We start from the raw sequence: 26435 nt of genomic DNA, 5'->3' as shown, positions 1-26435 counted from the left end.
CCTAATGGTCGTCGGTCTTCTCGGCTGCCGCGATCAGGGCCGTCGCGACGGCCGTGACGCCCTCGCCGCGGCCCGTGAAGCCGAGCCGGTCGCTCGTCGTCGCCGCAAGGCTCACGGGCGCGTTCAGGATGCCGCCGAGCAGCGCTTGCGCCTCGGCGCGCCGCTGCGCGAGCCGGGGCCGGTTGCCGAGCACTTGCACGGCGACGTTGACGACGCGGAACCCGGCGGCCTCGAGGCGGCGCCGGGTCTCGCGGAGGAACACGTCGCCGTGGGCGCCGGCGAAACGCTCGTCGTCGACGCCGAACAGTCCGCCGATGTCGCCGAGCCCCGCCGCCGAGAGCAGGGCGTCGACGATCGCGTGGCACACGGCGTCGCCGTCGCTGTGGCCTGCGAGTCCCGGCTCTCCGGGCCAGTGCAGTCCCGCGAGCCACAGCGCAGCGGCCTCGTCGTACGCGTGCACGTCCACGCCGACGCCCGTGCGCAGCCCGCCGGCGTCGCCGAGAAGCGTCGCGGCCCGGCGCAGGTCCCACGGCGTCGTGATCTTGAGTGCGCGCTCGCTTCCCGCGATGACGCGCACGCGGTGACCGGCGGCGGCGAACAGCGCGGCGTCGTCGGTGTGCTCCGCCGTCGCGGCGGCGTACGCGGCGACGAGCTCGGAGCGGGGGAAGCCCTGCGGCGTCTGCACGGCGCGCAGGGCTGAACGATCGACGGTCTCGAGGGCGCGCTCGGCGCCGTCGACGCGCTTGATCGTGTCGCTCACGGGCAGGCCGGGGATGACGCCCTCGCCCGTGTCGGCGACGGCGCGCGCGACGGCGTCGAGCTGCGCGGGCGGCGTGAGCGCGCGGGCGGCGTCGTGCACGAGCACGACCTCGATCTCGTCGTCGAGCAGCGCGAGACCGGCAGCGACGGAGGCCTGCCGCGAGCTCCCGCCCGCCGTCACGACGACGTGGTCCCTCGCGACTCCGGCGACGCGGCGGCAGAGCGCCGCGGCATCCGTCACCCGCTCCGCGGGAACCACGACGATGACCTGAGCGGGCTGCGTCATGCCGAGCACACCCTCGAGCGCGTGCTCGAGAAGCGGCCGACCGCGCAGCGGGAAGAAGGCCTTCGGCTGCCCCGCGCCGAGCCGGAGGCCCTGCCCCGCGGCGACGACGACGACGGCGAGGCGGGGCGAGTCGGTCATGTTCCGAGCGTAGCGGGCGTTAACCACGTTCGGCCCGGCACAAGCCGGGCCGAACGTCGGAAACTGCTATGACGCGAGAACCTCGTCGAGCATGCCCGACGCCTTCTCTTCGTCGGTCTTCTCGGCGAGTGCGAGTTCGGAGACCAGGATCTGCCTGGCCTTCGCGAGCATGCGCTTCTCTCCGGCGGAGAGACCGCGGTCCTGGTCACGGCGCCACAGGTCGCGCACGACCTCGCTCACCTTGATCACGTCGCCGGAGGCGAGCTTCTCAAGGTTCGCCTTGTAGCGGCGGGACCAGTTGGTGGGCTCCTCGGTGAACGGTGCGCGCAGCACCTCGAACACCTTGTCGAGACCCTCCTGCCCGATGACATCGCGCACGCCGACGAGATCGACGTTCTCAGCCGGAACCTCGATCGTCAGGTCACCCTGAGTCACGTGCAGCTTCAGGTACAGTTTCTCTTCGCCCTTGATAACCCGGGTCTTCACTTCCGCGATAGTCGCGGCTCCGTGGTGCGGGTAAACGACGGTTTCGCCAACCTCAAAAAGCATCGATAAGCATCCCTTCAGCATCTTCAAGAATACCACAGAGGGCATACTGTAAGGTTCGCCTAACTCGGTGCGCGTCCGCGCACGCGCTAGGCTAAAATCGTCTGAGACCGCGTGGCGCGCATTCGTCGTGCCCGCGCCCACCACTTGGAGGCTTTCTGTGAGATCGCGACCCATCGCTCTCGTCGTCCTTGCCGCAGCCGTCGCGCTCGGCTCGAGTGGCTGCGGCCTCTTGGCCCCGCAGAGCACGACGATTCACTACGACGCGAGCGACGGGGTGGGCGGCACCGTCGGCGACGTCGACGTGCGCAACGCGATGATCATCGCGAACGAGGACGGCACGGCCGGCAACCTCGTCGTCACGCTCGTGAACACGGGCGACAGCAGCCACTCCGTCGAGATCGGCTGGGGCGAGAGCGCCTCCGCGAGCACCTCCGTCGTCGTCGACGCCGGCGCGAGCACGACGTTCGGCGTGCCCGCCGACCAGAACCAGGGCGAGCCGTCGGAGAACATCACGGTCTCACCGCTTCCCGCGAAGCCCGGTGCGATCACCGACGTGTTCTTCCAGTACGGCACCGAGACGGGCGTGACCCTCACGGTTCCGATCTACAACGGCGATCTCGCCGAGTACAGCACGCTCGTGCCGACCCCCGCGGAGTAGCGGGAGTCGAGACGACGGATGCCGCCGGGCCTCGCCCGGCGGCATCCGTCGTCTGTAAAGCCCTCAGTCTTCGAAGCGGTAGCCGAGACCGCGCACGGTGACGACCATGACGGGCTGCGAGGGGTCCCGCTCGATGCGGGAGCGGATGCGCTTGATGTGCACGTCGAGGGTCTTGGTGTCGCCGAAGTAGTCGCTGCCCCACACGCGGTCGATGAGCTGGCCGCGCGTGAGCACGCGGCCGGCGTTGCGCAGGAGGAACTCGAGAACCTCGAATTCCCGCAGCGGCATGTTGATCTCCTGTCCGCGCACTTCGACGGTGTGCCGGTCGAGGTCCATGCGCACGTCGCCCGCCTCGAGCACGGCCTCGTCGACGCCGTCGTCGGCCGTGCGTCGGCGAAGGGCGGCGCGGATGCGGGCGAGCAGCTCCCGCGTCTTGTACGGCTTCGTGACGTAGTCGTCGGCGCCGAGCTCGAGCCCGACGACGATGTCGACTTCGGCGTCCTTCGCCGTGAGCATGATGATCGGCACCGTCGAGGTCGCGCGAATGCGCCGGCACACCTCGGTTCCCGGCAGCCCGGGCAGCATGAGGTCGAGAAGAACGAGATCAGCGCCCTCGCGCTCCCACGACTCCATGGCGGTGAGGCCGTCGTCCGCGATCGACACCTCGTAGCCCTCCCGCTCGAGCAGGAACGCGAGCGGGTCGCTCAGTGCGGCTTCGTCTTCGACGAGGAGGATGCGGGTCACGTTGTCGTCCTTTCGGGCCGGGCGGCCGGGTCGGCGGCGATGGCGTCGATTCCGCTCGCCTCGGGCAGGCGAATCGTGAACGTCGACCCGTTGCCGGGCTGCGACCACACGCTCACCTCTCCCCCGTGGTTCTGCACGGTGTGCTTCACGATCGCGAGGCCGAGCCCGGTGCCGCCGGTGTTGCGGCTGCGCGCGTCATCGACGCGGTAGAAGCGCTCGAAGACCCGGTCGTGGTCGGACTTGGGGATGCCGACGCCCTGGTCGGTCACGGAGATCTCGACGACCCCGTCCGTGCGGCGCACCCCGACACCGACGCGTGAGCCCTCTGGCGAATAGTGGATGGCGTTGGAGATGAGGTTGTGCACGGCGACGGTCAGCAGGGGCGCCTCGCCGAACACGGCGAGGCCGGAGGGCGCTCGCGTGACGAGGGTGACACGCTTGCCGTCGGCGACGACGCGGTTGCGGTCGACGGCGTCGGCGACGATCTCGTCGACCTGCAGGAGCTGCGGCTCGTGCAGCGCCTCGTTCGCCTGGAGCTTGGAGAGGTCGATGATCTCGGCCGTGAGCGCGGCGAGCCGATCGGCTTCTGTCGTCATGCGGTCCGCGAATCGACGCACGTGCGCGGGGTCCTCCGCCGCCTGGTCGATCGCGTCGGCGAGCACCCCGATGGCGCCGATGGGCGTCTTGAGCTCGTGGCTGATGTTGGCGATGAAATCGCGGCGCACCTCGTCGAGGCGGATCGACTCGGTGTTGTCGTCGGCGAGAACGAGAACGAAGCGCGTTCCGAGCGGCGCGACGCGCACGGAGAGGTTGCGGGCGATCTCGCCGAAGCGCGTGCCCGCGACGATGATGTCGCGACTGACGGGCTCCCCTGTTCGCCTGACCTGGTCGGCGATCTCGACGATCTCGCGCACGGAGACGGATTCGCCGCGCACGATGCCGAGCGCGAGCGCGCTGCGGGACGCGCGCAGCACGTTGTCGGAGGAGTCGAGGACGATGCCGACGTTCTCGAGGGCGCCGAGCACTTGGTCGACGCCGTCCGGGACGCTCGGCGCGAGGACGCGAGAGACCTGCTCGCCGTGTCGCGCTGCGGCGTGGACGAAGACGGTGAAGCCGGCGCCGACGGCGATTCCGAGGCCGAGGGCGATGAGCACCAGCCAGGTCGAGTCCATACGACTAGATTAGGGCTACGGCACCGCCGCGATTCGGGGTCAACCGGCACGATCAGGGGTTTTGGCGAACTGTTCAGCCGCCGGGCACCAATCGTTAACCTTCGCACCGCACGCTTGGGGGCTGACGGGCGAATCCGAGGAAAGGACCTGTGTCATGCGCGATGTCTTCCAGCAGGAGCTGCACGAGGTGCAGGAGCGCCTCGTCGAGATCGCGGAGCTCGTCGAGGTGTCGATAGAGAACGCCGTGACGGCGTTCACGAAGTCCGACGTCGGCGTCGCGGAGGACGTGATCGAGAACGATGTGCGCATCGACGAGCTCACGCTCGCTCTCGACGAGCTCGCGATAAACATCCTCGCCCTCCAGCAGCCCGTGGCGCGCGACCTGCGCATCGTCGTGAGCGCTCTGCGCATCAGCTCGTCGCTCGAGCGCATGGGAGACATGGCCGAGCACATCGCCCAGCTGGCGCGCTATCGCTTCCCGGAGCGCGCCGTGCCGAAGGGGCTCAAGTCGACGTTCGCCGAGATGGGACGGCTCGACGTCGAGATCGCACGCTCTCTCACCCGGCTCCTGCGCACGCAGGACATCGCGCTCGCGAACCAGATCCGCGACGAGGACGACAAGGTCGACGAACTGCACGCGAGCGTCTTCGACAAGCTGCTGAGCGAGCGGTGGAAGGGCGAGGCGACAGCGACCGTCGACGCGACGCTCGCCTCCCGCTACCACGAGCGGTTCGCCGACCACGCTGTGTCGATCGCGAAGAAGGTGCAGTACCTGGCGACCGGCGACTGGGCCGGCGCCGACGACGTGCACGCGTAGCCCGAACACGCCTCGTCGTTCGAGTGGAAGTGACTACTTCTTGCCCTGCGAGGCGACGGCCGCAGCCCCTGCCGCCGCCGCCTCGGGGTCGAGGTAGCGGCTCTCCTCGACGGGCATGAAGTCCGCGCCGAGCTTATAGACGAGCGGAATGCCCGTGGGGATGTTGAGGCCCGCGATGTCCTCGTCGGAGATCTTGTCGAGGTGCTTCACGAGTGCGCGGAGGGAGTTGCCGTGCGCCGTGACGAGCACGGTCTTCCCCGCCGCGAGGTCGGGGGTGATGTCAGACTCCCAGTAGGGCAGGAAGCGCTCGATGACGTCCTTAAGGCACTCGGTCTTTGGCACCTCGATACCGGCGTAGCGCTCGTCGTGCGCTTGCGAGTACTCGGCGTCGTCCTCGATCGGGGGCGGCGGCACGTCGAACGAGCGGCGCCAGGTCATGAACTGCTCCTCGCCGAATTCTTCGAGGGTCTGCGCCTTGTCCTTGCCCTGCAGGGCTCCGTAGTGGCGCTCGTTGAGGCGCCACGAGCGCTTGACCGGCAGCCAGGCGCGGTCGGCGACGTCGAGCGCGATGTTCGCGGTCTGGATCGCGCGCGTGAGAACGGACGTGTAGAGCACGTCGGGCGCGAGACCGGATTCGGCGATGAGCTCGCCGGCGCGCGTGGCTTCCTTCACGCCCTGCTCGCTCAGGCGGACGTCGACCCAGCCCGTGAACAGGTTCTTCTGGTTCCACTCACTGTTGCCGTGGCGGAGGAGGATGAGGGTGTACGGCTCAGACATGCCTCCAGCATACGGGGATCGGGGAGAATGGTTTCATGCCGGTCGGATCCATCACGCGAGGAACCACGGGCACCAACCGGCTGCGTCGCGTCGACCGGTGGATCGCCGCGCTCCCGGCGCTGCGCCGCACGGAGCGGCCCCACGTCGTGGATCTCGGCTACGGCGCGCACGGCGTGACGACGCTCGAGCTGCAGCGGCGGCTCGCCCGCACACGGCCGGACGTCGACGTCCTCGGGCTCGAGATCGACCCGGAACGCGTGCGCGTCGCCAGGGGCGAGCTCGAGCGCGTGCGAGCCGGCGGAACGCCGTTTCCCGCGGACGCCGCCGTTGCGTTCGCGCGGGGCGGCTTCGAGGTGCCGGGACCTGAGCCCGTCGTGATTCGCGCCTTCAATGTGCTGCGCCAGTATGACGAGACCGAGGTCCCCGAGGCGTGGGCGATGATGACGGCGCGGCTGCAGCCCGGCGGTGTGCTCGTGGAGGGGACGTGCAACGAGATCGGCCGCGTGTGCACGTGGGTCGACGTGACGGCGGAGGGTGCGCAGTCGTTCACGATCTCGCTGCGGCTCGCGGAGCTCGCGAAGCCCTCGATCGCGGCGGAGCGGCTGCCGAAGGCGCTCATCCATCACAACGTGCCGGGCGAGCCGATCCATGATTTCCTCACGGCGCTCGATCGCGCGTGGGCGACTCATGCGGGGCTCGGCATACACTCGCCGCGGCAGCGCTGGCTCGCCGCGGTCGCCGAGCTGAAGGCGGCCGGCTGGCCCGTTCTGCACGGGGAGTCTCGCTGGCGCCTCGGCGAAGTGAGCGTGCCGTGGTCGGCGGTCGCCCCCGCCGGCTGATCAGCCGCGGGTTCGTCCGCCGATGCGCGGCAGTCGCGGAACGCCCGCCGTCGCGCCCGCGTCCGTCGGCACGATGACCTGCTGCGCCGCGGCGATGCGGGTCTCGTCGCGCAGGACGACGAGCTCGAGGTCGGCGGGAACGGCCCGTTTGATGACCGCGAGGGCGACGGGGCCGAGCTCATGGTGCATGACGGCCGTCGTGATGTGGCCGACCTCGCGTTCCTCGTCACCCTTCGGCGCGAGAACGCGGTCGCCGTGATCTGGCAGCGCGGATTCGCTGCCGTCGAGGTGCAGCATGACGACGCGGCGCGGCGGATGCCCGAGGTTGTGCACCTTCGCTATCGTCTCCTGGCCGCGGTAGCAGCCCTTGTGCAAGTGCACGGCCGAGCGCAGCCAGTCGAGCTCGTGCGGGATGGTCTTCTCGTCGACTTCGGTCGCCTGACGCGGCCGCCAGGCGGCGACGCGGAGCGCCTCGGCGGCGAGGGAGCCGGCGGCGCGCAGCTCGCCCGAGCGCACGCGCGCGGCGACGCTCGCCAGCTCCGTGCGGGGCACGAGCACTTCCGCCCACTGCCAGTCGATGCCGGGGTGGGCGCCGGTCGCGTACTGCCAGCCGCCGGCCGTGACGGCCTTCCAGGGGTCGTTCCAGCGCAGCGGGACGCCGTTCGATACCGCGACGGGAAGCTCCGGCCCGTCGCCCATGACGCCGATCGTGCCGTAGTCGGCCGTGCGGTCCGCGACCTCGACCCGCAGTGCGAACTTCATGCGCTCGAGCCAGTCGATGAGCGGGGGCGCCGAATCGGGTTCCGCGAGCAGCCACATGGTCTGCCCGTCGTCGACGATCTTGACGGCGTGCTCGAGGCGGCCCTGCGGGCCGAGGAACAGTGCCTCGGCCGAGACGCCCGGCGCGAGGCGGGCGAGGTCCTGGCTCGCCATCGAGTGGATCCAGCTCAGCCGGTCCGCTCCCGTGACGGTGATGACCGCGCGGTTCGACAGGTCGACGATCGCCTCGCCCGCCTCCAGCCGGCGCTGTTCGATGTTCGGCGAGCCGTAGTGCGAGGGGACGCCGCTGTCGACGGCGTCGGGCAGCTCGATGGCGCCCGGAAGGCGCAAGAAGGGCGATTCGCTCATCAGTCGACCTTCGCGAGCCGCGCGGACGCGTGCGAGCGCAGCTCCTGGCCGAACGCGGCGATGTCCCAGGCCCAGAGCAAGTGGCCGTCGACGAGGCCGTACATGCGGGTCGAGGCGCTGAACGGCTTGCCGCCAGGAGCGCTCATTATCGCGTCCGTCGACATGTCGATGCGGGGCCCTGTGATGGTGCCGAGGTAGAGCTCGCTCGCACCGTCGGGGTGCACGATCGACGCCTGGATGGGAAAGCCGTCGTCTGCGCGGCGCAGCGATTCGACGTTCTCTGTCGTGGTGTACGGCTGCTCTCCGCGGCCCGGCAGCAGCGCCGGACCCTGGTCGCCGTTCTCCCGCGGGCGGTCGAGCCGCCAGAACCCCGACTCGGCCGTGAGCGGCACGTCATCGTCGCCGTCGAACAGCCACGCGAAGGAGCTGTAGTTGAGGTACGGGAGCCCGTCGTGGCTGAACGACACCCGGTGACCGAACTCGCGCGAGACCGTCTCGCCCTCGATCGGATAGTCGATGACGCCCGTGCCCTCCCAGACTCCGAGGAGCCACGAGAGGGGCACGAGCTCGGACGGCAGGCCGACGGGGATCTCACGCACGGCTGCTACTTCTGGCCGCGGAACAGGTTCCAGACGACGACGCCGGCCGTCCAGGCGATAGCGAGCGAGGCCAGGCCGAGGAGCCCGACGAAGAAGAGTTCGAGTGCAACGAGGTCCATGGCACCAGTCTACGGTGCAAGTGCCACGATGAAGCCGGATATCGCCGCGACGATGACGAAGATGACGAACGCCCCCGAGCTGAGAATCGCCACGCGGGCGACGAAGCCCTCTTTCGTGTGCGTGCCGAGCTCCCACACGAACGCGAGGATGATGCTCGCGCCGAGGCCGATGCCGAGCCACGTGAAGCGCATGCCCTCCGGCCCGAAGACCGCGGCGGCGATCGAGACGAGCACGGCGAAGATCCACACGACGAGCTGCCCGACGAGGGCGGGGCTCGCGGCTGCCGTCTGTTTGATGCTCACGGTTACATTGTGCCGCACGCGCGCCTGCGGGGCTGGTTCTACACTGGGAACACACCCGGGAGGCGCCCTTGGCTCATGTGATCGTGCTCACGTCCGACCCGTCGGGCGCGCTTCCGGCACTCGAGCTGCTGAGCCATGAGGTGCATCGCATTCGCGCGACGCCCGCGGATCTCGTGACGGCGCCGCACAGCGACATCATCGTCCTCGACGCGCGCCGCGATCTCATGCACGCGAAGGCGCTGTGCGCGATTCTCGCGACGACGGGCGTGACCGTGCCGATCCTGCTCGTGCTCACGGAGGGCGGGCTGACGGCCGTGTCGCCCGACTGGGGCGTCGACGACGTGATCCTCGAGAACGCGGGACCCGCGGAGATCGACGCCCGCATCCGGCTGTCCCTCGGCCGGCGCGACGGCGCGTCGCCGGCGACGATGATCCAGACCTCGGGCCTCGTCATCGACGAGGCGAGCTACTCGGCGAAGATCCAGGGCCGCCCGCTCGACCTCACGTTCAAGGAGTTCGAGCTGCTGCGCTTCCTCGCCGCCCACCCGTCCCGGGTGTTCACGCGGGAGCAGCTGCTGAGCGAGGTGTGGGGCTACGACTACTTCGGCGGCACGCGCACCGTCGACGTGCACGTCCGTCGTCTTCGGGCCAAGCTGGGAGACATGGAGCAGCTCATCGGAACCGTGCGCAACGTCGGCTACCGCTTCAACGCGGCGGACGGGGAGGTGCCAGATGCTGCGCGCGCATGACCTGCGCGACGAGGCGGTCTCCGGCCGGTTCGCCGCGCTCGTCGACGCGGCCGCCGGCGCCGACGGGCAGCCGCCGTTCAGCGACCAATCGATCGTCGACGCGCGAAACGGCCGCAGCGACTACCTCGAGGTGACGGATGCCGCGGGCGGCGTGGTCGGCGCGGCGATCGACAGCGCCGCCGACCCGGCGGAGTTCGAGCTCGTCATCCACCCCGCCCACCGCGGCCGCGGCCACGGCACGGCGGCGCTGCAGGAGCTGCTCGGGCGGCACGACGGCGAGGTGCTCACGTGGGCGCACGGCGATCATCCGGCTGCGGCGAAGCTTGCGGCATCCGCCGGTCTTGACCGGGTGCGCACGCTGCTGCAGCTGCGCACGCCGCTCGGCCAGGCGACGGGCGAGCGCGACAGCTTCGACCGGTTCGACGCCGCTCGCGACGGCGACGACTGGGTGCGGCTCAACGCCGAGGTGTTCCGCACGCACCCCGAGCAGGGGCGCCTTACACGCGCGGACCTCGACGCACGGCTCGCGGAGCCGTGGTTCCGCAGTCGCGACTTCCTGCTCGCGCGCGACGAGGACGACGCGCTCATCGGCTACAACTGGCTCAAGGTCGAGGGCGGCATCGGCGAGATCTACGTCATCGGCGTCGCCGAGTCCGCGGCCGGGGCGGGACTCGGCCGCCGGCTCATGCACGCAGGCCTCGAGCAGCTGCGGGAGGACGGCTGCGACACGGCGGCTCTCTACGTCGACGACGAGAACGCGCCAGCTGTCGCCCTGTACCGTTCGCTGGGCTTCACGGACCACACGATCGACGTGCAGTACCGGCGCGCGGCGCCCTGACCGCTTCCCGAAAAGGCCGGGGACGCGCTCGCGCCCGCCGCGCGGGGATGCCAAGATGAGGAAATGGCTTCCATTGACTTCGTCAACGACTCCGCGATCGACCGCGACGACGACGATTTCGACCCCGTCATGGGCGACGAGGGCGCCGGGCTGCCCGATGACCGGTACCTCGACAGGGAGATCAGCTGGCTCGCGTTCAATCAGCGCGTGCTCGAGCTCGCGGAGGACGACACCTTGCCGGTGCTCGAGCGCGCGAACTTCCTCGCGATCTTCTCGAGCAACCTCGACGAGTTCTTCATGGTGCGCGTCGCGGGACTTCGCCGCCGCATCGTGACCGGTCTCGCGGTGCCGACGAACATCGGCCGGGCACCCGCAGGGGTTCTCGAGGACATCTCGACGCGCGCCCACGAGCTGCAGAAGCGGCACGCCGAGGCGTGGCACCGCGACGTCGAGCCGAAGCTCGCCGAGGCGGGCATCAGCGTCGTCAGCTGGGACCAGCTCGACGCGAGCGACCACGAGTACCTCAGCGACTACTTCGCCGCCCAGATCTTCCCCGTCCTCACGCCGCTCGCCGTCGACCCGGCGCACCCGTTCCCGTACATCTCGGGGCTCTCGCTCAACCTGTCCGTCCGCGTGCGGAACACGCGCACCGGGCGTCAGGAGTTCGCGCGCATCAAGGTTCCGCAGATGCTGCCGCGCTTCATCCGCGTCGACCACCGCGAATCGCCCGTCCACGTGCGCTACATCCCGCTCGAGGACCTCATCTCACAGCACCTCGACGACTTGTTCGCGGGCATGGAGGTCATCGACCACCACGTGTTCCGCGTGACGCGCAACGAGGACATCGAGATCGAGGAGGACGAGTCCGAGAACCTCATCCAGGCGCTCGAGCGCGAGCTGCTGCGCCGCCGGTTCGGCCCGCCCATCCGTCTCGAGGTGACCGAGGACATGGACGACCAGACCCTCGAGCTGCTCGTGCGCGAGCTCGACATCACCGCGCAAGAGGTGTACCGGCTGCCCGGCCCGCTCGACCTCGGCGGCCTGTTCGAGCTCGCCTCAATCGACCGGCCCGACCTCAAGTACCCGCGGCGGGTGCCGAACACGGCCATCGACTTCCGGCCGCCGGAGCCGAACGGGAAGGCCGACCTGTTCGGTGCGATCTCGCGGCGGGACGTGCTCGTGCACCACCCGTACGAGTCGTTCGCGACGAGCGTGCAGGAGTTCCTCGAGCAGGCCGCCGCCGATCCGAACGTTCTCGCGATCAAGCAGACGCTGTACCGCACCTCGGGCGACTCCCCCATCGTCGAGGCGCTCATCGACGCCGCCGAGGCGGGCAAGCAAGTGCTCGCCCTCGTGGAGATCAAGGCGCGCTTCGACGAGCAGAACAACATCGAGTGGGCGCGCAAGCTCGAGAAGGCGGGCGTGCACGTCGTCTACGGGCTCGTCGGGCTCAAGACGCACTGCAAGCTCGCGCTCGTGATCCGGCACGAGAACGGGCAGCTGCGGCACTACTCCCACATCGGCACGGGAAACTACAACCCCAAGACGAGCCGCGTGTATGAGGACCTGGGCCTGTTCACCGCGGACGCCGAGGTCGGCAACGACCTGACCCGCCTGTTCAACGAGCTCTCGGGCTACGCGATCGAGAAGAAGTTCAAGCGCCTTCTCGTCGCCCCGCTGCACTTGCGGAAGGGCCTGCTCAAGCTCATCGACAAGGAGCGGCGCGCCGCCGAGGCGGGGAAGCCGAGCGGCATCCGGATCAAGGTGAACTCGATCGTGGACGAGGCCATCATCGACGCGCTCTACCGGGCGAGCCAGGCCGGAGTGCCGATCGACATCTGGGTGCGCGGCATCTGCGGACTCAAGCCCGGCGTCCCCGGCATGAGCGAGACGATCCGCGTGCGCTCCATCCTCGGCCGCTACCTCGAGCACTCGCGCATCTTCTCGTTCGGCGGTCCCGACAAGCGCGTCTACATCGGCAGCGCCGACATGATGCACCGCAACCTCGACCGGCGCGTGGAAGTGCTCGTGCAGCTGCGCGACCAGCGGCACCTCGACGAGACCGACGCGATGATCGACCTCGCGATGGACGACGGCACCTCGTCGTGGTGGCTCGAGGCCGACGGCACGTGGACGAGGCACGCCTTCGACGCTGACGGCGAGCCGCTCGTCGACCTGCAGGACAAGCTCATGGCGCTCACCTCGCAGCGCCGGCGCCCGAGGAGCCGCCGGTGAGCGAGAAAGCCGTCTTCGCCGCGGGAGCCGTGTGCTGGCGCGAGGTCGACGGCGAGGTCCTCGTTCTCGTCATCCACCGCACGAAATACGGCGACGTGACACTGCCGAAGGGGAAGGTCGACCCCGGCGAGACGCTGCCGCAGACGGCCGTGCGCGAGATCAAGGAGGAGACGGGCGTCGACGTGGCGCTCGGCGTGCCCCTCGGGATCGCGCAGTACACGCTCGGGTCGGGCCGCGGCAAGTTCGTGCACTACTGGGCGGCGAAGGTCACCGACAAGGCGCTGCAGCGCTCGAGCTTCGTTCCGAACGGCGAGGTCGCCGCGCAAGAGTGGGTCGGCCTCGACAAGGCACGCCGCTACCTCAGCTACGAGCAGGACGTCGAAGTGCTCGAGCGCTTCGCCGCGCTCGTCGACGAGGGCGTCACCGACACGTTCGCGCTCATCGTGCTGCGGCACGCGAAGGCGACGCCGCGCGGCGACTGGGACGGCTCCGACGCGTCGCGGCCGCTCACCGAGAAGGGCGTGCGCCAGGCGGCATCCGTCGTCCCGTCGATTCGGGCATGGGCGCCGGCGAAGATCGTGACCTCGAGCGCCGTGCGCTGCGTCACGACGGTCGCGCCGCTCGCCGCCGCGGCCGGCATCGAGCCGAAGAAGACGGACAAGATCAGCCAGGACGCCTGGGAGCAGGGCGAGTCCGACGTGCGCGGCGTCGTCGGCAAGCGCGTGCGCAAGCGCGCCACGGCGGTGCTGTGCAGCCACGGACCGGTGCTTCCCGACATCCTCAGGGAGATCGCCCTGGCCACCGGCACGCTCGAAGGCGGCTACTTGCGGGATGCCGCTGCGCTCGGCACCGGCGAGTTCTCGATCGTTCACCTGTCGGTGTCGAATCCGGGCTCGGGCATCATCACGATCGAGACCCACGGTCCCCGCGACTGACCGTACGCCCGCCGTTCACCTCGCGTTCACCGCGGTGAGGGACTCTGGTCACGCGACCTACTTAGCGTGACGCACGGAAGGGACGAGATCCCGACCAGTCCTGTCATCAGCGAAAGGCACATACCTGTGAACATCAAGCGTTACGGCTTCCTGGCCGTGGCCGCGGCCGCATCCCTCGCCCTCACCTCGTGCGCGGCGAACGAGAGCGCCGCGACGGGCTCCGCCGACAGCGCCCTCTCGGGCACGCTCGTCGGCGGCGGCGCGACCTCGCAGCAGTCGGCCCAGGAGGCATGGGTCGCCGCATTCCAGACCGCGAACCCCGGTGTGACAGTCGAGTACGCCCCGGAAGGCTCGGGCGCGGGCCGCGACAACTTCATCGCCGGCGCGAGCTCGTTCGCCGGCTCCGACCGCGCCTTCACGAGCGACGAGATCGCGAAGGACAACTTCGGCTCGTGCACGCCGGGAACCGGCATCATCGAGATCCCCGCCTACATCTCCCCCATCGCAATCGTCTTCAACGTCGACGGAGTCGACAGTCTCGACCTCGACGCGGCAACGATCGCTGGCATCTTCAAGGGCGACATCACGAAGTGGAACGACGAGGCGATCGTCAGCCAGAACCCTGACGCGAACCTTCCGGATGCCGCGATCACGGCGGTTCACCGCTCCGACGAGTCGGGCACCACCGAGAACTTCACCGAGTACCTGAGCGCCGTCGCCGGCGACGTCTGGGATGCCGAGCCCTCTGGTGACTGGGCGTACGAAGGCGGAGAGGCCGCTCAGGGAACCTCCGGTGTCATCGACGCCGTCACGAGCGGAACCGGCACCATCGGCTACGCCGACGCGTCTCGCGCCGGTGACCTCGGCACCGTCTCGGTCAAGGTCGGCGACGACTACGTCCCCTACTCCGCTGAGGCCGCTGCGGCCATCGTCGACGCCTCGCCGTTTGCCGACGGCCGCGAAGACGGCGATCTCGCAATCGAGCTCGACCGCGCGAGCACCGAGTCCGGCGTCTACCCGATCGTCCTCGTCAGCTACCTGATCGCCTGCAACGAGTATCAGGACGCCGACGCAGCCGCTCTCACGAAGGCCTACCTCAGCTACGTGATCAGCAAGGACGGCCAGAAGGCCGGCCAGGAGGCGGCGGGCATCGCGCCGATCTCCCAGAAGCTGTTCGACGCGGCGAACACCGCCGTCGAGGCCATCAAGTAACACCGACTGGTGCCCGGCGCCTCCCGCAGGCGCCGGGCACCGCGCTCCGAGACCCGAGGACAACGCAACCGCATGACATCGCCCACAGCGGCAGCCCCCGCCCGCCCCCGTGTGAAGCAGCGACTCGGCGACCGCGTCTTCTCCGCCTCCACTCTCACCGCCGGAACCCTGATCCTGGCAACACTCGCCGCCGTCGCGGCGTTCTTGCTTGTGCAGGGAGCTCCGGCAATCGTCGCGGATCCGGACTCTGTGCCGATCCTGCGGGGAGAGTCGTTCTGGTCGTATGTGGCTCCGCTCGCGTTCGGAACCGTGTGGGCTGCGTTCCTCGCCCTGCTCATGGCCGTGCCCGTCTCCGTCGGGATCGCCCTCTTCATCTCCCACTACGCGCCTCGCAAGCTGGCGCAGACGCTCGGCTACATCATCGACCTGCTCGCGGCGGTGCCGTCCGTTGTCTTCGGACTGTGGGGCGCGAACGTGCTCGCCCCTGCCGTCCAGCCCGTCTACGCCTGGCTGACCGAGCACATGGGCTGGTTTCCGCTGTTCGCACCGCCCGTCTCCGGCACCGGTCGCACGCTCCTCACCGCCGCGATCGTGCTCGCCGTCATGGTGCTGCCCGTGATCACCGCGCTCTGTCGCGAGATCTTCCTGCAGACCCCCGTTCTGCACGAGGAGGCAGCGCTCGCGCTTGGCGCGACTCGCTGGGAGATGATCCGCATGTCGGTGCTGCCGTTCGGCCGTTCCGGCATCATCTCCGCGTCGATGCTCGGGCTCGGCCGTGCCCTCGGCGAGACGATGGCAGTCGCCATGGTGCTCTCAGCGTCTGGCGGCATCTCGCTCAAGGTCCTCACCTCGGCGAACCCGGGAACGATCGCCGCGAACATCGCCCTCAGCTTCCCCGAGGCGTTCGGCATGAACGTCAACGCCCTCATCGCGACGGGCCTCCTGCTGTTCGCCATCACGCTCGTGATCAACATGATCGCGCGCTGGATCATCGCCCGCCGCAAAGACTTCTCGGGAGCCAACTGATGGCCGCCACCACTGCACTGCCCAACACGTACGCGACGGGCCGACTCGCGAAGCCGGCTCCGTGGCTCATCCTCGTCGGCTCGATGGCCGTCTCGCTCCTCGCCTTCGTCCTGCTGGAGGTCGCGGGCACGACCGAGTCGCTGAACATCACGGGCGCCATCGTTGTCGGCGCCATCCTCTTCGCCGTGCTGCTGTTCGTGTCCTCCTGGCTCATCGAGGGCTCACGGCGCGCGAAGGACCGCCTGATCACGACACTCGTCTCGGCGGCGTTCCTCATCGCCCTCGCGCCGCTAATCTCCCTCGTCATCACGGTCATCGTGAGCGGGTCGCAGCGCTTCGACCTGACGTTCTTCACGTGGTCGATGCGCAACATCGTGGGCGAGGGCGGCGGCTTTATCCACGCGATCACGGGTACGGTGCTCATGACGCTCACGGCCGCCGTGATCTCGGTCCCCGTCGGACTGCTCACCTCGATCTACCTCGTCGAGTACGGTCGCGGACCGCTCGCGAGGGCCATCACGTTCCTCGTCGACGTCATGACCGGCATCCCGTCGATCGTCGCCGGCCTGTTCGCGTACGCCGCCTTCGCGCTCCTGTTCGGGCCCGGCACGAAGATCGGCTTCGCCGGGGCTGTCTCGCTCGCGGTGATCATGATCCCCGTCGTCGTGCGCTCGAGCGAGGACATGCTCCGCGTCGTGCCGAACGAGCTGCGGGAAGCGGCGCTCGCTCTCGGCGTCCCGCGCTGGCTCGTGATCCTCAAGGTCGTGCTGCCGACCTCGATCGCGGGAATCACCACGGGCGTCATGCTCGCCATCGCGCGCGTGATCGGCGAGACCGCTCCCCTGCTCGTCGCAGCGGGCTTCACGAACAACATGAACTACAACCTGTTCGAAGGCCGCATGCAGAGCCTGCCCGTCGCGGTGTACAACTCATATGTGAGCCAGGGAACCGACTCGCAGTCCTACCTCGACCGCGCGTGGGCCGGCGCGCTCACCCTCATCCTCATCGTGATGCTGCTCAACATCATCGCGAGACTCATCGCCCGATACTTCGCCCCCAAGACGGGCCGCTGACGCAAAGGAACCACGTGTCCAAGAGAATAGAAATCAACGACCTCGACGTGTACTACGGCGCTTTCAAAGCCGTGGAGGATGTCTCCCTCACGATCGAGCCGCGCACCGTTACGGCGTTCATCGGCCCGTCCGGCTGCGGCAAGTCGACGTTCCTGCGCACGCTCAACCGCATGCACGAGGTCATCCCCGGCGCATACGTCGACGGCGAGGTGCTCATCGACGGCAACAATCTGTACGACCCGGGTGTGGACCCGGTCGCCGTGCGCCGGCAGATCGGCATGGTGTTCCAACGCCCGAACCCGTTCCCGACGATGTCGATAAAGGAGAACGTGCTCGCGGGCGTCAAACTCAACAACAAGCGCATGTCGCGCTCCGACCAGGATGATCTCACCGAGAAGGCGCTGCGCGGAGCGAACCTGTGGAACGAGGTCAAGGATCGCCTCGACAAGCCGGGTTCCGGGCTCTCGGGCGGTCAGCAGCAGCGCCTGTGCATCGCTCGAGCGATCGCCGTCGAGCCGGATGTCCTGCTCATGGACGAGCCGTGCTCGGCGCTCGACCCGATCTCGACTCTCGCGATCGAGGACCTCATCGAGGAGATGAAGCAGGACTACACGATCGTCATCGTGACGCACAACATGCAGCAGGCCTCACGCGTCTCCGACCGCACGGCGTTCTTCAACATCGCCGGCACCGGAAAGCCCGGGAAGCTCATCGAGTACGACGACACACACACGATCTTCACGACGCCGAGTGTTCAGGCGACCGAGGACTACGTCTCGGGACGTTTCGGCTAAAGGCTCAGAGGGAGATCTCGACGAGCGGGACCGCGCTCGGTGCGGCGGCGTCCGCGTCGTCAGCCGTGACGATAACGGCTCCGGCCGCACTGATGTCGCCCTCGAGCACTGCCCAGGTCTCGGACCCGGAGTGGTCGACGTGCAGCGTACCGGCCGCCACCATCTCGTCGCCGACGGCGTACCAGACCCGGTAGTCGCCGCTGCCGATGGCGGGAAGCCCCTCGACCAGAAGCACGGCTGAATCGATCTTCCGTGACCACACGAGCGTTGCCGTGTCCTCGCCGTCGGCGAGCACGACCTGGGAGCGCAGGACGTCGCTCTGCGCGTTCACTTGCGCGAGCTTGAGCGCTTGCGGAAGCTGGTTGCCGTTCTCGATGAGGCCCGTGAACCAGCTCGCGAGCACGATCGACACGGCGACCGCGGCGGCTGCGAGCGTTGCGGCGAGCGGTTGCGCGTACCACTTCTTGCCGCCGCGCTTGGCGGCCTTGCGCTCCGCCTTGTGCTGCTTCCAGTCCGCGTCATCGGAGCGAGCGGGCGCCGCGCGGCCGGACTTCGTGGTGGGCGCTGCGGCGGTGGCCGACATCTGGTTCTCGTTGCTCACGTATAAAGCTTCTCACGGTGGGGGAAAGTGGTGCCGAAGCGCCCGCGGCGTTCCGTTTGAACGTCGCCGAAATCAAAGGGACCGGGCCGCTGAACGCCTCTCGGCGGAAGGCCGCTCGAAGCGGCGAATGTTGGAGCCCGGGGTTAGCGGCCCGGCCACGAAAGAGTGTAACGCATGGCTCTCGCGGGTATTCCCAGCGGATTCTGCGCCGAAGATGGCAGGACTCAGTCGAGCGAGTCGAGGCGCCACAGCCGCGCCGCCGATGTCAGGTCCCGGGCGAACTGGGCGTAGCGCACGGCGCGTCGCGTAAGCTCCGTCGCACGCTGCGGCTCTGTCGACTCGAGGTCGTCGGCGATGCTCGTGGCACCCGCGGCCGACACCCGACAGTATGCCGCCGCACGCTCGAGCGCGATCGTGAAGTCCCCCTCGAACACCCCGCGGAGGATGCGGTCGGCGAGCTCGATGATCTCCCCTGGCCCGGTCGGAGCGGCCGCCCCGGCGACGACCGGGTCGATCGTGGACAGCTCCTCGGTGCCGCGCTGGAAGATGACGCCGCACATGTGCGGGTCCTGGCGGATGAGCAGCCGCAGCAGGTAGATGCGCCACAGGCTCCCCGGCAGACTCCGGCTCGTCGCATGCGACCACAGCTCGGCGATCGTGTCGATGCCGTGCTCGTCGGTGAAGCGGATGAGCCGGTCGATGATGCCGGGGTCCGGGTCCGCCCGCACCCGTGACAGCAGAGCTCGAGCCGTCTCGTGCGCGATACGGCTCGACTCGGCAGGGTCCATGCCGCCCTCGAACGCCTCGAACATGCCCGAGGGGAACTTGGTCGGCTTGTGATAGTCCCGGCTCATCGCTCTCCTTTCGAGTCGACATCGGATGCTGCAGAAGCCACCGTCAACGCTACTCCGCCACGTCCGCCGGCCGGTGTCGCGAACGCCCAGTCGCGACCTGTAGATTAAGAGGGTCAGCGCCTGTAGCTCAGTTGGTAGAGCATCGGACTTTTAATCCGCGGGTCGTGGGTTCGAGCCCCACCGGGCGCACCCTCGCACCGATCACCCGCCGGAAAGTTGGGACGGTAGCCTCTCGAGCTTTGCGGAATCCTTCCGAGAGGACAAATTCGCGCTCCAGAAGCGAACACTTCCCTTCATGATCGCGTACAGTAGTGTTATGCGCAGGGTCAGCGAGTTTGCGCGGTTGAAGGGCATCAGCCCCCGCCGTGTCTACGAACTGGTGCGCAATGGCACGTTGCCGGTCCAAGTCCTCTCGGATGGCACCATCCTTCTTGAGGAAAGCTCTATGCTCTGGCACCCTCGAGCGACAAGGCCGTTGTCGCCGCGAATGGCCTGGGCCGTGCTGTCCGCTGTGGACGGTCACGAAACCCCGGACCTCCGCAGTTCCGAACGCGCTCGCGTACGAGAGCATGTGCAAGAGATCTTCTCGAGTGAGAACCCCGCACAGCTTCTCGCTGAAAAGGTGAGTGCTCGCAGCCCGATCCATCGCTACCGGGCTTCTTCCGACGACGTGGTTGATCTCCGTCGCGACGCGCGCATACGAGTGTCTCGTGTCGGCTCCCCGGGGTCTGGCATGACAGCGGGCGACGAGCTGGAAGCGTACATCTCCGCGGACGATCTGGCAGCCGTGATCCGCGAGTATCTTCTCGACGAGGATCGGTCCGGCAACGTTCGGCTGCGCACCGGCGCACCCGACCGCTTGGGGGCCGCCGCTGTAGCCGCAGATCTCGCGGACTGGGGCCGAACCCGGGAGACTCGTGAAGCGAACCGCATTCTGTCTCGACTGGTGAAGAGCTCTCGGTGAAGCACCTCGATCTGGCTGGACTGGACCACGAGGCCTAAGCCTCGTGGGGTGGCATTCTGGACCTCGCCGCGGTATGCCCCACTGGTTGGTCCCTAGCCGGAGGCCAAGTCACCTACCTGCACTCGATGCTTCGCGGCGCCCGACCACCGAGACCGAGCTCTGATGCAGACCTTGTAGTCGATCTTCGCGCCGATGCTGGCGCCGCACAGAAGGTGGCCGACGGCTTGCGGCACGTCGGCTTTAGCGCGACGCACACGGACTTCAACGGACGAATGCACCGCTGGGTGCGGAAGGAGGCGCAGATTGACGTCCTTCAGCCGCGATTTCTCGGGGAGCGGCTCATGCAAGCACTGAGCAGAGCCGGGGTCGAGATGATCGCGGCACCGGGCGCAGCATCTGCTGAACCGCACGGAGACCATCGAAGTGTCGCTGGACATGCAGTCCGCCGCGATCCGGACGCCGACGATCCTCGGCGCTCTTGTAGCGAAGGCCGCCGCCTATCAAGAGATCCTCGACGACCCGCATAAAGTTCGGCATCTCGCGGATATGCTCACGCTTGCTCCCCTCATGACCGGGCGAGATCTGCGCGGCGAACCGTCGTTGAAACGCTTAGAGAAGCGCCGCATGGGCAACGCCGTTGGCCGCGCGCGCATGGGCGCCGACCGGGACGCACTTCTCGCCTGGTTTCCCCATGATCTCGACGACCGAATCCGTCGATTGGCACGCGTGCAGGAGTGGTGACGAAATAGCTTGTCCAGCGTTCACCCGCGATTCACACTGCGCGCTTACGCTCGACTCGACCGAGCCATCGGGGGGAAAAATGCCGTCACGCACATCCATCAGCGCAGCGACGCTGAACGAGATCGCCCGGCTCAGCGAGGCGGGAAGCGAGATGTACGACGAGGGAGATGACGCAGGCGCCCTCGCCTGCTGGCGGAAGGCCATCGCCCTGCTGCCGATGCCGAGTCAGCAGTGGGACACAGCCGTCTGGCTTCATGCCGCAATCGGCGACGCTCTCGACACCGCCGGAGACGCCGCGGGGGCCGAGAAGGCGTTTCGTGCCGCCCTGAACGCGAGCGATGGACAGAGCGACGCGTTCGTGCAGTACATGGTCGGTGTGCTCGCCCTCGAGCGTGGCGACGAGCCCGACGCCCTCGACCACCTCAGGCACGCATACGCCCTGAGCGGCCGCGAGCTGTTCGACGGCCCGCGCGGCGAGCGCGCGTGGGCCGCGCTGTGGGTGCTCGATGCGCCCGTCACCGAGCCGCGCGGCGCATGAGCACGACATTGTCGGCGAGCTCGGCTCGCTGACCGCCGGGTCCTGTCGCCTGTCGCCGCCGCACCTCGACGATCGCTGCCTCCCACACGCCGCCCGCCGTCTCGACCATGCGCGCCTCTTCCTCGGCGGTCGGCATCTGCCCGTGATGGTGCGCGTTCGCCCACGGCGGCATCTCCGCGTGCGAGACGATCAGCAGGTGCCCGCCCGGCACGATGCTCGCGGCGGCCCGAGCAATGACGGGGGCGCGCTCGAAGCCGTGCGTGTCGTGCAGGAAGCACGCCGAGGCGAGGTCGAACGATCCCTCCGGCTGCCACGTCGTGAGATCCGCGCACACCCAATCGATGTGCCTCGGTTCGATCCCCGCCGTCGTCGCGTCGACGCGAGCGCGGTCGAGAGCCGTCTGCGAGATGTCGACGCCCGTCACGCGCCAGCCGCGCCCGGTGAGCCAGATAGCGTCGGCGCCCTCGCCGCAGCCGAGATCGAGAGCGCGCCCCGGTTCGAGCGCCCCGGCGACGTCGACGAGGGCGGCGTTCGCCGCGCCGGACCAGATGCGCTCGCTTGAGTTGTAGCGCTCCTCCCAGGCGGTGCGGCGATCCTCGCTCGAATCAGTCACCGAGGACCTCGGTGAACTGCTCCGGCAGCACGACGTTCTCCGGCACGTCCCCGAACAGCGGCGCGACCTCCGCGGGCGTGTACCCGGCGATGCCACAGCCGATCGGCGTGACGAGGAAGGTCAGTTCCGGATGCTGACGGGCGAAGTCGAGGAACACGTCGACCTCGCGCGCCATGACCTCGCGCCCGCTCATCGTGTCGATGCCGTAGGACTGCCCCTGGAGCCCGTTGCCCTGGCCCCACACGGCACCGAACTTCTCGTAGGCTGTGCGGGCGGCGCCGGCGCCGTGCGCCCCCGTCGCGTTCGCGCCGAAGACGAAGACCTCGCCGGGTTCGAGCTTCTCGATGTGCATGCGACCTCCTTCGGCGGCATCCGTCTCGCTCAGCGTAGTTCGGCGGCAACACCACCGCTAGCGTCGCGTCAACCCTGGTTGACGGATCTCGAGACCGTCAACTAAAGTTGACGCATGGACACGCTCAAGACACTCGTCGGCGGCGCCGACTCCGACGACCCGATCACCGCGCTTCGGGCTATCGCCAAGCTCCGAGGTGAGATCGATAGAGTCGAGGCCGCAGCCGTTCGCCGCGCTCGCAACGCAAACGCCTCGTGGCAGCTCATCGCTCTCGCCCTCGGCGTGAGCAAGCAGGCTGTGCATAAGAAGTATGGACGGCACTGACCGCCCCGTCTCGAAAGAACGCATGAGCACCACTTCCACTCCCCGACGCTCCCCCTTCGGCCGCTCCCGCGGCGACGACGGACCACGCGCCACGTTCCGCGAACTCCTGCCGTACCTGTTCGAGCACAAGGGCCCGCTGTGGGCGGCGCTGATCCTCGGACTGTTCGGCGCGCTCGCCTCGCTCGCACAGCCGCTGCTCGTGAGCCAGGTGATCCAGCTCGTCGAGAAGGGTGATCCGCTCGGCGCCCTCGTGTGGGCGCTCGTGGCGCTCGTCGTGATCTCGGCGCTCATCTCGGGCTACCAGCACTACCTGCTTCAGCGCATGGGCGAGGGCGTCGTGCTGTCGAGCCGCCGGCGGCTCGTCGCGCGCCTGCTGCACCTGCCGATCGCGCAGTTCGACTCGCGCCGCACGGGCGACCTCGTGTCCCGCGTCGGCAGCGACACGACCCTGCTTCGCGCCGTGCTCACGCAGGGCCTCGTCGAGGCGATCGGCGGCGCCGTGACGTTCATCGGCGCGATCATCGCGATGCTCATCATCGACCCGGTGCTGCTCGGGCTCACCGCCGGCGTCATCGCCCTGTCGATCGTGGTCGTCGGCGCGCTCGCGGGACGCATCCGCACAGCGAGCGCGCGCACGCAGAAGAAGGTCGGCGACCTCACCGCCTCCATCGAGCGGGCGATCAGCTCGGTGCGCACGATCCGCGCCTCCAACGCGACGGCGCGCGAGATCGCCACCGTCGACGAGGACGCCACGGGCGCGTGGCGCATGGGCATCCGCGTCGCGAAGGTCTCGGCGCTCGTGGTCCCGGTCGCGGGCGTGGCCATGCAGGCCTCGTTCCTCGTCGTGCTCGGCGTCGGCGGTTTCCGCGTCGCGAGCGGCGCCATCACGATAGCGAGCCTCGTCGCGTTCATCCTGTTCCTGTTCATGATGATCATGCCGCTCGGTCAGGCGTTCGGCGCCGTGAGCGCGACGAACCAGGCGCTCGGCGCGCTCGGCCGCATCCAGGAGATCATCCGGCTGCCGCGCGAGGCCGACGATGACGCCGCCGTCGCGGCATCCCTCACCGATCCAGGCGTCGCCTCCCCCGATGCTCCTGCGATCGCGTTCGACAACGTGACGTTCGCGTATCCGGATGCCGCCGCCGCGGTGCACGACGACAGCGAGAACACCGAGAAGCGGCGCCCGGGCGACGCCGTGCTTCGCGGCGTGAGCTTCGAGGTGCCGCGCGGTCGCCGCACGGCCCTCGTCGGTCCGTCGGGAGCGGGGAAGTCCACGATTCTCGGCCTCATCGAGCGCTTCTACGACGCGACGGGCGGCAGCATCCGCGTCGGCGGTGTCGACATCCGCGCGCTCGACCGCGAGCAGCTGCGCGCGGGCATCGGCTACGTCGAGCAGGACGCTCCCGTGCTCGCGGGGTCGATTCGCGACAACCTGCTGCTCGCTTCCCCCGACGCCACCGACGCCGACTGCATCCGGGTGCTGCACGCCGTGAACCTCGACGATGTGCTCGCTCGCAACCCGCTCGGCCTCGACGCGCCCGTCGGGGAGGACGGCATCATGCTCTCCGGCGGCGAGCGCCAGCGGCTCGCGATCGCGCGGTCGATCCTCTCGGCCCCGCCGATCCTGCTGCTCGACGAGTCGACGTCGAGCCTCGACGGAGTGAACGAGCAGAAGATGCGCGAGGCGATCGACGCCGTCGCGACCGGGCGCACCCTCATCGTGATCGCACACCGGCTCTCCACGGTCGTCGACAGCGACAGCATCGTCGTTCTCGATGAGGGCCGCGTCGTCGGTGCCGGAACGCACTCCGAGCTCGTCGACTCGACGCCGCTGTACCGCGACCTCGCGAAGCACCAGCTGCTCGTGTGACGCGCCGCGGCGGTCGCCGCGCGCTACAGTGGTTGCGTCAGGGCGACGTTTGCCCGGTGCTCGAAAAATGGGCACGAAGCGCGAGGCGCGAGACACATACGGAATCTTCCCGTCCGTTGTCTCCAAGGAGCATCATGCCTACCGTCGCCCGCCGCATCGCCGAAACCCTTTCCGCCCACCTCACCGACGTGTTCGGCGTCATGGGCAACGGCAACGCCTACCTTCTCGACGCCCTCGACGACACGCCCGCGCGCTACACGGCACTACGACACGAGGCCGGAGCCGTCGCCGCCGCCGACGCGTACTTCCGCACAAGCGGCCGCATCGCCGCCGCGACCGCGACCTACGGCGCCGGCTTCTCCAACACCGTCACGCCGCTCGCGGAGGCCGTGCAAGCGCACACTCCCCTCGTGCTCGTCGTCGGCGACGCTCCCACGACGGGGGCCCGCCCCTGGGACGTCGACCAGACCGCGATCGCCGCGGCGGTCGGAGCCCGCACCTTCACCGTGAGCCGATCGGATGCCGCGACGACGACGCGCGCCGCGCTCGAGCACGCCCTTAACCACCGCACCGCCGTCGTTCTCGCGATCCCGTACGACCTCGCGGGCGCGGAGGCCTCGGACGCGGACGACGACGCCGAGCGGCCCCTGCGGCTCGCTCCCGCGCTGCACCCGGCGCCGGAGCCGCTCGAGCGCGCCGCGGAGGCGCTCCGCGGCGCGCGACGCCCGCTCATCCTCGTCGGCCGCGGCGCCTGGCTCGCCGGCGCCGGTCCCGCGCTCGACGCGCTTGCCGACCGACTCGGCGCGCTCACGACGAGCTCCGCGCTCGGCCGCGGCCTGCTCTCCCCCGGCTCCGACATCGGCGTCGCCGGCGGATTCGGGCAGGACGAGGCCATGCGCCTCGCCGCCGAGGCCGACGTCGTCGTCGCCGCCGGCGCCGGGCTCAACCAGTTCACGACGCGCTTCGGCTTCCTCTTCGGCGAAAGCGCGACGGTGATCCAGCTCGACGTCGCCGACACGGCGACGAACCCGCGCGTCGACTGCTTCGTCACCGGCGATGCTCGCCTGACCGCCGAAGCGCTCCTCGACCGCCTCGGCGACGCTCCCTCGACGGGCTGGCGCGACAGCGTGGGCGACCTGGCGGGGCTGCACCGGCGCGAGCCCGGCGACGTGGCGGCGCCCGACGGGCTGCTCGACCCGCGCAGCCTCACGGCGCGCCTTGAGCGCGCGCTGCCGGCCGAGCGCACCGTCGTCACCGACGGCGGGCACTTCCTCGGCTGGGTCAACACCTACCTCACCGTGAGCGCCCCCGACCGGTTCGCGATGGTCGGCACGGCCTACCAGACCATCGGTCTCGGCCTGCCGAGCATGGTCGGCGCCGCCGCCGCGCGCCCGGACGAGCTCACGGTGCTGTGCACGGGCGACGGCGGCGGGCTCATGGCCCTCGCCGACCTCGAGTCGACCATTCGACGCGTGCGCCGCGGACTCATCGTCGTCTACAACGACGCCGCGTACGGCGCCGAAGTGCACTTGTACGGTCTCGCAGGCTTCGCCGAGGACCCCATGCTCATCCCCGCCGCCGACTTCGCCGGAATGGCGCGCTCGCTCGGCGCTCGAGCCTCCACCGTCGCCTCACTCGACGACCTCGCCGAGGTCGAGACCTGGCTCGCCGACGGCGCGGAGGGAGTCTTCCTCCTCGACTGCCGCGTGTCGCGCAGCATCCGTGCGCCGTATCAGGACGAGATCATCGCCCAGAACGGCACGCTCTTCGAAGCGGCATCCGTCTCGGCCTGAACGGACTCGCCCGTCTCTCGGAGACAGATTCGCCG

The 26435-nt window shown here is 69.1% G+C and carries 29 protein-coding genes and 1 tRNA gene; 18 read left to right on the top strand and 12 right to left on the bottom strand.

Annotation, left to right across the window (positions count from 1 at the left end):
- Window position 1: 1 nt before the first annotated feature.
- Window positions 2-1183, bottom strand: a complete 1182-nt coding sequence (ispD, locus tag BLV49_RS11290; protein WP_091184179.1) for a 2-C-methyl-D-erythritol 4-phosphate cytidylyltransferase — start codon at window positions 1181-1183, stop codon at window positions 2-4.
- A 66-nt stretch (window positions 1184-1249) separates the two neighbouring features.
- On the bottom strand, window positions 1250-1732 hold the full coding sequence (locus tag BLV49_RS11285) for a CarD family transcriptional regulator (RefSeq protein WP_091184176.1): 483 nt from the start codon (window positions 1730-1732) through the stop codon (window positions 1250-1252).
- A gap of 157 nt (window positions 1733-1889) precedes the next feature.
- On the opposite strand from BLV49_RS11285, the gene BLV49_RS11280 reads away from it, so the two are divergent.
- The gene (locus BLV49_RS11280) at window positions 1890-2390 is read left to right on the top strand and encodes a hypothetical protein (RefSeq protein ID WP_091184173.1); all 501 of its coding nucleotides are present in this window, start codon (window positions 1890-1892) and stop codon (window positions 2388-2390) included.
- 63 nt (window positions 2391-2453) lie between these two features.
- On the opposite strand, the gene BLV49_RS11275 is transcribed toward BLV49_RS11280, so the two are convergent.
- Both BLV49_RS11275 and BLV49_RS11270 read right to left on the bottom strand, forming a co-directional pair.
- Window positions 2454-3134 carry a response regulator transcription factor gene (locus tag BLV49_RS11275; RefSeq protein WP_091184170.1) on the bottom strand — a complete coding sequence of 227 codons (681 nt, stop codon included), beginning with the start codon at window positions 3132-3134 and terminating at the stop codon, window positions 2454-2456.
- Window positions 3131-4306 (bottom strand): sensor histidine kinase, encoded by a 1176-nt coding sequence (locus BLV49_RS11270; protein ID WP_091184169.1) that lies wholly within the window; start codon window positions 4304-4306, stop codon window positions 3131-3133. Before BLV49_RS11270 ends, BLV49_RS11275 begins: the two co-directional genes overlap by 4 nt.
- Window positions 4307-4460: 154 nt before the next feature.
- Between BLV49_RS11270 and phoU the strand changes: the two genes are divergently transcribed.
- Window positions 4461-5123 carry a phosphate signaling complex protein PhoU gene (phoU, locus tag BLV49_RS11265; RefSeq protein ID WP_091184166.1) on the top strand — a complete coding sequence of 221 codons (663 nt, stop codon included), beginning with the start codon at window positions 4461-4463 and terminating at the stop codon, window positions 5121-5123.
- Between the two features lie 33 nt (window positions 5124-5156).
- On the opposite strand, the gene BLV49_RS11260 is transcribed toward phoU, so the two are convergent.
- A complete protein-coding gene (locus tag BLV49_RS11260) occupies window positions 5157-5900 on the bottom strand; it encodes a phosphoglyceromutase (RefSeq protein ID WP_091184164.1) in 744 nt (247 codons plus the stop codon).
- A gap of 35 nt (window positions 5901-5935) precedes the next feature.
- Between BLV49_RS11260 and BLV49_RS11255 the strand changes: the two genes are divergently transcribed.
- Entirely contained in the window at window positions 5936-6739 is an 804-nt protein-coding gene (locus BLV49_RS11255; RefSeq protein WP_091184160.1) for a class I SAM-dependent methyltransferase, read from the top strand.
- On the opposite strand, the gene ygfZ is transcribed toward BLV49_RS11255, so the two are convergent.
- From ygfZ to BLV49_RS11240, 3 genes are all read right to left on the bottom strand, one after another.
- Window positions 6740-7867 (bottom strand): CAF17-like 4Fe-4S cluster assembly/insertion protein YgfZ, encoded by a 1128-nt coding sequence (gene ygfZ, locus BLV49_RS11250; RefSeq protein ID WP_091184157.1) that lies wholly within the window; start codon window positions 7865-7867, stop codon window positions 6740-6742.
- Window positions 7867-8466, bottom strand: a complete 600-nt coding sequence (locus BLV49_RS11245; RefSeq protein ID WP_091184154.1) for a heme-binding beta-barrel domain-containing protein — start codon at window positions 8464-8466, stop codon at window positions 7867-7869. The genes ygfZ and BLV49_RS11245 overlap by 1 nt, the downstream gene beginning before the upstream one ends.
- Before the next feature lie 128 nt (window positions 8467-8594).
- Window positions 8595-8888 carry a hypothetical protein gene (locus BLV49_RS11240; RefSeq protein WP_143034045.1) on the bottom strand — a complete coding sequence of 98 codons (294 nt, stop codon included), beginning with the start codon at window positions 8886-8888 and terminating at the stop codon, window positions 8595-8597.
- Between the two features lie 68 nt (window positions 8889-8956).
- Here BLV49_RS11240 and BLV49_RS11235 point away from each other — a divergent pair, with 68 nt between their 5' ends.
- From BLV49_RS11235 to pstB, 8 genes are all read left to right on the top strand, one after another.
- Window positions 8957-9637: a winged helix-turn-helix transcriptional regulator gene (locus BLV49_RS11235; protein WP_091184145.1), complete on the top strand. Its 681-nt coding sequence runs from the start codon at window positions 8957-8959 to the stop codon at window positions 9635-9637.
- Window positions 9621-10475 carry a mycothiol synthase gene (gene mshD, locus BLV49_RS11230; RefSeq protein WP_091184141.1) on the top strand — a complete coding sequence of 285 codons (855 nt, stop codon included), beginning with the start codon at window positions 9621-9623 and terminating at the stop codon, window positions 10473-10475. The genes BLV49_RS11235 and mshD overlap by 17 nt, the downstream gene beginning before the upstream one ends.
- 63 nt (window positions 10476-10538) lie before the next feature.
- On the top strand, window positions 10539-12710 hold the full coding sequence (locus BLV49_RS11225; RefSeq protein ID WP_091184137.1) for an RNA degradosome polyphosphate kinase: 2172 nt from the start codon (window positions 10539-10541) through the stop codon (window positions 12708-12710).
- Window positions 12707-13645: an NUDIX hydrolase gene (locus tag BLV49_RS11220; RefSeq protein ID WP_091184133.1), complete on the top strand. Its 939-nt coding sequence runs from the start codon at window positions 12707-12709 to the stop codon at window positions 13643-13645. The genes BLV49_RS11225 and BLV49_RS11220 overlap by 4 nt, the downstream gene beginning before the upstream one ends.
- 126 nt (window positions 13646-13771) lie before the next feature.
- Entirely contained in the window at window positions 13772-14857 is a 1086-nt protein-coding gene (locus BLV49_RS11215; protein WP_091184130.1) for a phosphate ABC transporter substrate-binding protein PstS, read from the top strand.
- A gap of 72 nt (window positions 14858-14929) precedes the next feature.
- Window positions 14930-15883 (top strand): phosphate ABC transporter permease subunit PstC, encoded by a 954-nt coding sequence (gene pstC / locus BLV49_RS11210; protein WP_091184127.1) that lies wholly within the window; start codon window positions 14930-14932, stop codon window positions 15881-15883.
- Window positions 15883-16956: a phosphate ABC transporter permease PstA gene (pstA, locus tag BLV49_RS11205; RefSeq protein ID WP_091184122.1), complete on the top strand. Its 1074-nt coding sequence runs from the start codon at window positions 15883-15885 to the stop codon at window positions 16954-16956. The genes pstC and pstA overlap by 1 nt, the downstream gene beginning before the upstream one ends.
- A 14-nt stretch (window positions 16957-16970) precedes the next feature.
- Window positions 16971-17750, top strand: coding sequence for a phosphate ABC transporter ATP-binding protein PstB (gene pstB / locus BLV49_RS11200; protein ID WP_091184119.1), 780 nt, complete (start codon window positions 16971-16973; stop codon window positions 17748-17750).
- Between the two features lie 4 nt (window positions 17751-17754).
- Here the strand turns inward: pstB and BLV49_RS11195 are convergent, their stop codons facing one another.
- Window positions 17755-18351, bottom strand: a complete 597-nt coding sequence (locus BLV49_RS11195) for an anti-sigma factor (protein WP_091184117.1) — start codon at window positions 18349-18351, stop codon at window positions 17755-17757.
- 224 nt (window positions 18352-18575) lie between these two features.
- Window positions 18576-19205: a DNA-directed RNA polymerase subunit beta gene (locus tag BLV49_RS11190; protein WP_091184114.1), complete on the bottom strand. Its 630-nt coding sequence runs from the start codon at window positions 19203-19205 to the stop codon at window positions 18576-18578.
- Window positions 19206-19321: 116 nt separating this feature from the next.
- Here BLV49_RS11190 and BLV49_RS11185 point away from each other — a divergent pair.
- From BLV49_RS11185 to BLV49_RS11170, 4 genes are all read left to right on the top strand, one after another.
- A tRNA-Lys gene (locus tag BLV49_RS11185) sits at window positions 19322-19394 on the top strand.
- Window positions 19395-19521: 127 nt separating this feature from the next.
- Window positions 19522-20169, top strand: coding sequence for a hypothetical protein (locus BLV49_RS11180; protein ID WP_143034044.1), 648 nt, complete (start codon window positions 19522-19524; stop codon window positions 20167-20169).
- A 435-nt stretch (window positions 20170-20604) separates the two neighbouring features.
- Complete coding sequence (locus BLV49_RS11175) at window positions 20605-20910, top strand: hypothetical protein (protein WP_143034043.1); 306 nt, start codon at window positions 20605-20607, stop codon at window positions 20908-20910.
- A 79-nt stretch (window positions 20911-20989) separates the two neighbouring features.
- Complete coding sequence (locus BLV49_RS11170) at window positions 20990-21448, top strand: hypothetical protein (protein ID WP_091184105.1); 459 nt, start codon at window positions 20990-20992, stop codon at window positions 21446-21448.
- On the opposite strand, the gene BLV49_RS11165 is transcribed toward BLV49_RS11170, so the two are convergent.
- Window positions 21426-22061 (bottom strand): class I SAM-dependent methyltransferase, encoded by a 636-nt coding sequence (locus BLV49_RS11165; protein ID WP_091184102.1) that lies wholly within the window; start codon window positions 22059-22061, stop codon window positions 21426-21428. The genes BLV49_RS11170 and BLV49_RS11165 overlap by 23 nt on opposite strands.
- Complete coding sequence (locus BLV49_RS11160; RefSeq protein ID WP_091184098.1) at window positions 22054-22413, bottom strand: A1S_2505 family phage non-structural protein; 360 nt, start codon at window positions 22411-22413, stop codon at window positions 22054-22056. Before BLV49_RS11160 ends, BLV49_RS11165 begins: the two co-directional genes overlap by 8 nt.
- Window positions 22414-22527: 114 nt before the next feature.
- Between BLV49_RS11160 and BLV49_RS11155 the strand changes: the two genes are divergently transcribed.
- From BLV49_RS11155 to BLV49_RS11145, 3 genes are all read left to right on the top strand, one after another.
- Complete coding sequence (locus BLV49_RS11155) at window positions 22528-22737, top strand: hypothetical protein (RefSeq protein ID WP_091184094.1); 210 nt, start codon at window positions 22528-22530, stop codon at window positions 22735-22737.
- Between the two features lie 22 nt (window positions 22738-22759).
- A complete protein-coding gene (locus tag BLV49_RS11150) occupies window positions 22760-24607 on the top strand; it encodes an ABC transporter ATP-binding protein (protein ID WP_091187236.1) in 1848 nt (615 codons plus the stop codon).
- A 134-nt stretch (window positions 24608-24741) separates the two neighbouring features.
- On the top strand, window positions 24742-26400 hold the full coding sequence (locus BLV49_RS11145; protein WP_091184092.1) for a thiamine pyrophosphate-binding protein: 1659 nt from the start codon (window positions 24742-24744) through the stop codon (window positions 26398-26400).
- Window positions 26401-26435: the final 35 nt, after the last annotated feature.

The organism is Paramicrobacterium humi (genome assembly GCF_900105715.1).
GTDB lineage: Bacteria > Actinomycetota > Actinomycetes > Actinomycetales > Microbacteriaceae > Paramicrobacterium > Paramicrobacterium humi.
The sequence above is the reverse complement of the archived record's forward strand: the minus strand, read 5'-3'. Positions and strand labels throughout refer to the sequence as shown.